Below are 3,652 nucleotides of genomic sequence, written 5' to 3'. Positions count from 1 at the left end.
GTCCCGGGGTGCCTCTCGGACGTCATGCGTGGTTCCTCGCGTTCCCGGTGTGCTCGCTCGTGTGTTCCCGGTCTCCCCCGGTCCCCGGTGTGTCAGTCCGGGTGGTCCTCCCGGCGCCCCCGGCCCGATGTGCCCTTCCCCCGGCGGCCGGCGAACCCCCTGAACGGGGAAAGCACCGGAAAAAGCGGGAATGGGGAGCCTTCCCCATCGGTCACTATAGAAGGCGTATCCCGGAGCGAGACGGCGAGGACCGAGTCTTGACAGAGCAACTGCGGTTGATGGCCGTGCACGCCCACCCCGACGACGAGTCGAGCAAGGGCGCGGCGACGATGGCCAAGTACGTGGCCGAGGGTGTCGAGGTGATGGTGGTCACCTGCACCGGCGGCGAACGCGGATCGATCCTCAACCCGCGCCTGCAGGGCGACCGGTACATCGAGGAGAACATCCACGAGGTGCGGGCCAGGGAGATGGCCGAGGCCCGCGAGATCCTGGGCGTGCGGCAGGAGTGGCTGGGGTTCGTGGACTCCGGGCTGCCCGAGGGCGACCCGCTGCCCCCGCTGCCCGAGGGCTGCTTCGCGCTGCAGGACCCCGAGGAGGCCGCGGAGCCGCTGGTGCGGTTGATCCGCTCCTTCCGACCCCAGGTGATCACCACCTACGACGAGAACGGCGGGTACCCGCACCCGGACCACATCATGACGCACCGCGTCTCGATGGTGGCCTTCGACGCGGCGGGCGACCCGGAGCGCTACCCGGACGCCGGTGAGCCGTGGACGCCGTCGAAGCTCTACTACAACCAGGGCTTCAACCGTCCCCGCACGCTCGCGCTGCACAACGCGATGCTGGAGCGCGGCATGGAGTCCCCGTACGGGGAGTGGCTGCGCCGCTGGGACGAGTTCCAGCGGGCGGAGCGCGAGCTGACCACGTACGTGCCGTGCGCGGAGTACTTCCCGATCCGCGACAAGGCGCTGCTGGCGCACGCCACCCAGATCGACCCCGACGGCGGCTGGTTCAAGGTACCGCTGGAGGTCCAGCAGGAGGTGTGGCCGACCGAGGAGTACGAGCTGGCCCGCAGCCGGGTGGACACCACCCTGCCGGAGTCGGACCTGTTCGCGGGGGTCCGTGACCTGCCGGCCGACCGGGGGTCCGCCACCCCCGGGGCACCCGGGACAATGGCCCCATGAGCGACTCGACCTCCGTGGTGATGTTCCTGGCCGACCCGGCGCGGGAGCTGAACGAGTTCACCGTGACCCCCGGCGTGCTGGGGTTCACGATCTTCGCCGCCCTCGGGGCGGCGGTGTGGATCCTGCTGCGCTCGATGAGCGGCCGGCTCAACCGTCTGGACGCCCGCCGGGACGAGCGGGGGGACTGAGCCCGGGCGCCGGGTGGGGGCCGGGGCGCCCGACCCCCACCCGGCGCGGCCGGCCCCCGGGACCGGGGGTCAGTCGGTGACCCCGATCACGTCGGCGGCGGCCCGGCGCGGCACCAGGCCCAGCCGCCACGCCGTCCACCCCTCCTCCGGGCCCCGGTCGCGTCCCAGCATCACCGCGAACGCCTCCACGGCGTCCGCGAGCGCCGGGTCGCGCAGCGGGTGGTCCTCGCGCCGCAGCCGTTCCAGCTCCTCCTGGGCGACCACCGCCCCGACCTCCGGGCCGCCGGGGGAGGCCAGCGGCAGCAGGGTGCAGCGCAGGAAGCGGGCCCAGTCGGTGCCGCGGGCGTCCGGCACCCCCTCCCCGTACCCCTCGGTGAAGACCGCCAGTGCCTCGTCGGTCAGTTCCAGGGCCTGCCCGGCGCGCTCGTTGCCCGCGTCCACCACGGCCAGCTCCAGCGCCGACCAGGCGTCCCCGTAGGGCGCGCCGGCGCGGCGGAAGTCGCGACGCGCGTCGAGCAGCAACTGGCGGGAGAAGCCGCTGTTGCGCAGCGAGCCGGTGGCCTCGGCCCGGACGTCGCGGGTGACGCGGCCGGAGTGGTGGCGGGCGGAGGCCAGGCCGTGGATGTCCGGCATGCGGTTGAACATGCCGCGCGCCCGTTCCAGCAGCCGCACCCCCTCGGCGGGGTCGCCCCGCTCCTCCAGCGCCAGCCCCAGGTGGTGCAGGGTCCAGGCCTCGCCGCGCACGTCCTCGGTCTCCCGGTGCCGGGTGAGGGCGGTCTCCAGCCGCTCGACGGCGCCGGTGCCGTCGCCGTCGACCAGGCGGGCCCGGCCGAGTTCGGTGAGGACCCAGGCTCCGCCACGGGGGTCGCGGGACCGCTCGTACAGGTCGGCGGCGGCCTCCAGCTCGCGCTCGGCGTCGGGGGTCCGGCCGCGCCGCAGCAGGGTCTGCGCCAGCTGGAAGCGGGTCCACGCCTCGCCGTGCACGCTGCCGCCGGTGCGGTGCAGTTCCAGCGCCTCCTCCAGCAAACGGCCGGAGGTCAGGACCCGGCCGCGCTCGCGTTCCACGGCGGCCAACGCGTGCAGGGTCCAGGCGCGGTCGGCCGCGAACCCCTCGGCTGCCTGGGTCTCCAGCGCCTCGCCGAGCCGTTCCGCGGCCTCGGGGAGCCGCCCCTGGTGCTGGAGGGTGATGCCCAGGTCGCGCAGGGCGCGGGCGGCGCCGGCCCGGTTGCGGTCCTCGCGGTAGAGGCCGACGACCGAGGTCAGCGTGGTGCGGGCCTTGTCCAGTTCGCCGAGCTGGCGCTCGGCGACACCGGTGCGCCAGCGGACCGAGCGGGTGAACCGTTCCTCGTCCAGGGCACGGACCATGGCGTTGAGTTCGCCCAGGCGGTGCAGGTCACCGCGGAGCAGGCACCAGTCGCACAGGGCCCCGAGCAGCCGGAGCATCGCGTCCCGGTCCACCGACGGGTCGGCGTGCCGGAGGGTGGCGGTGATGAAGTCGGCCTCCTCGTCCAGCCAGCGCAGGGCGGCGGCCAGGGAGGTGAAGCCGTGCCGACCGGCGGCGCCGGGCAGGGCGTCGGTGCGGGTGGTGATGTTGCCGTCCACGAGTCGGATGACGGTGTCGGCCAGTTCGGCGTAGCTGCGGATGAGGCGTTCGCGGGCGGCGGCGCGCTCCTCGGCGGTCTCCTCCTCGTTGAGCAGGGCCCGGGCGAAGCGGCGCACGGACTCGTGCAGCCGGTGGCGGTTGCCGCGCACCGGCTGGAGGAATCCGGCCCGGGCCAGCTCCTCCACGTGCCGGGTCGCCGCGGCGCGGTCGGTGTCCAGGAGGGCGACGGCGGCGGCGGGGCCGACGGCGGCACGACCGGCCACGGCCAGCCGGCGCAGCAGCCGACGGGCGGGGTCCCCGAGGTGTTCGGCACACAGCGACAGCACCCGCCCGGTGGGGTCCTCCGCCTCGCCGGGCGCGTCCCCGGACACGGGCGCGGTCAGGGCACGGACGAGGTCGGCGGCCGGGCGGTGTTCCAGCGCCGCGCCGAGCAGGCGCAGCAGCAGCGGCCGGCCCGCGCAGGCCGCCGCGAGGCGTTCGAGGGCCGCGGTCGCGTCGGGGTCGTCGGGGGCCGGCGGGTCGGCGGCCGGGGCCGTTGGCGACCGCGTCGGCGCCGGCCCGGGTGCCGGCGCGGTAGGCGGCGATGGCCCCGCTGCGCTGGGCGCGCTCGATGGCCGCCGGGGAGGGCTCGGGCGGCAGCGGGTGCTGCGGACGGTCACCGAGCCGGGGCGGGCCCCGGT

Annotated in this window: 3 protein-coding genes; 2 read left to right on the top strand and 1 reads right to left on the bottom strand. The window is 75.6% G+C overall.

The window, feature by feature from the left end:
• Positions 1–257 precede the first annotated feature (257 nt).
• Both mca and FOE67_RS19780 read left to right on the top strand, forming a co-directional pair.
• Positions 258–1,181 carry a mycothiol conjugate amidase Mca gene (gene mca, locus FOE67_RS19785; RefSeq protein ID WP_182666184.1) on the top strand — a complete coding sequence of 308 codons (924 nt, stop codon included), beginning with the start codon at positions 258–260 and terminating at the stop codon, positions 1,179–1,181.
• Positions 1,178–1,369 (top strand): hypothetical protein, encoded by a 192-nt coding sequence (locus FOE67_RS19780; RefSeq protein ID WP_182666182.1) that lies wholly within the window; start codon positions 1,178–1,180, stop codon positions 1,367–1,369. Before mca ends, FOE67_RS19780 begins: the two co-directional genes overlap by 4 nt.
• Before the next feature lie 69 nt (positions 1,370–1,438).
• On the opposite strand, the gene FOE67_RS19775 is transcribed toward FOE67_RS19780, so the two are convergent.
• Positions 1,439–3,652, bottom strand: a 2,214-nt coding sequence (locus FOE67_RS19775; protein ID WP_182666180.1) for a tetratricopeptide repeat protein, incomplete at its 5' end; no start/stop codon positions are given.

Source organism: Streptomyces calidiresistens (genome assembly GCF_014141525.1).
In the GTDB taxonomy this organism is placed as follows: Bacteria; Actinomycetota; Actinomycetes; order Streptomycetales; family Streptomycetaceae; genus Streptomyces; species Streptomyces calidiresistens.
The sequence above is the reverse complement of the archived record's forward strand: the minus strand, read 5'-3'. Positions and strand labels throughout refer to the sequence as shown.

Excerpts from the sequence above, each read along its gene's own strand:
- FOE67_RS19780 (WP_182666182.1), top strand. The coding sequence starts at position 1,178 with ATGAGCGACTCGACCTCCGTGGTGATGTTCCTGGCCGACCCGGCGCGG.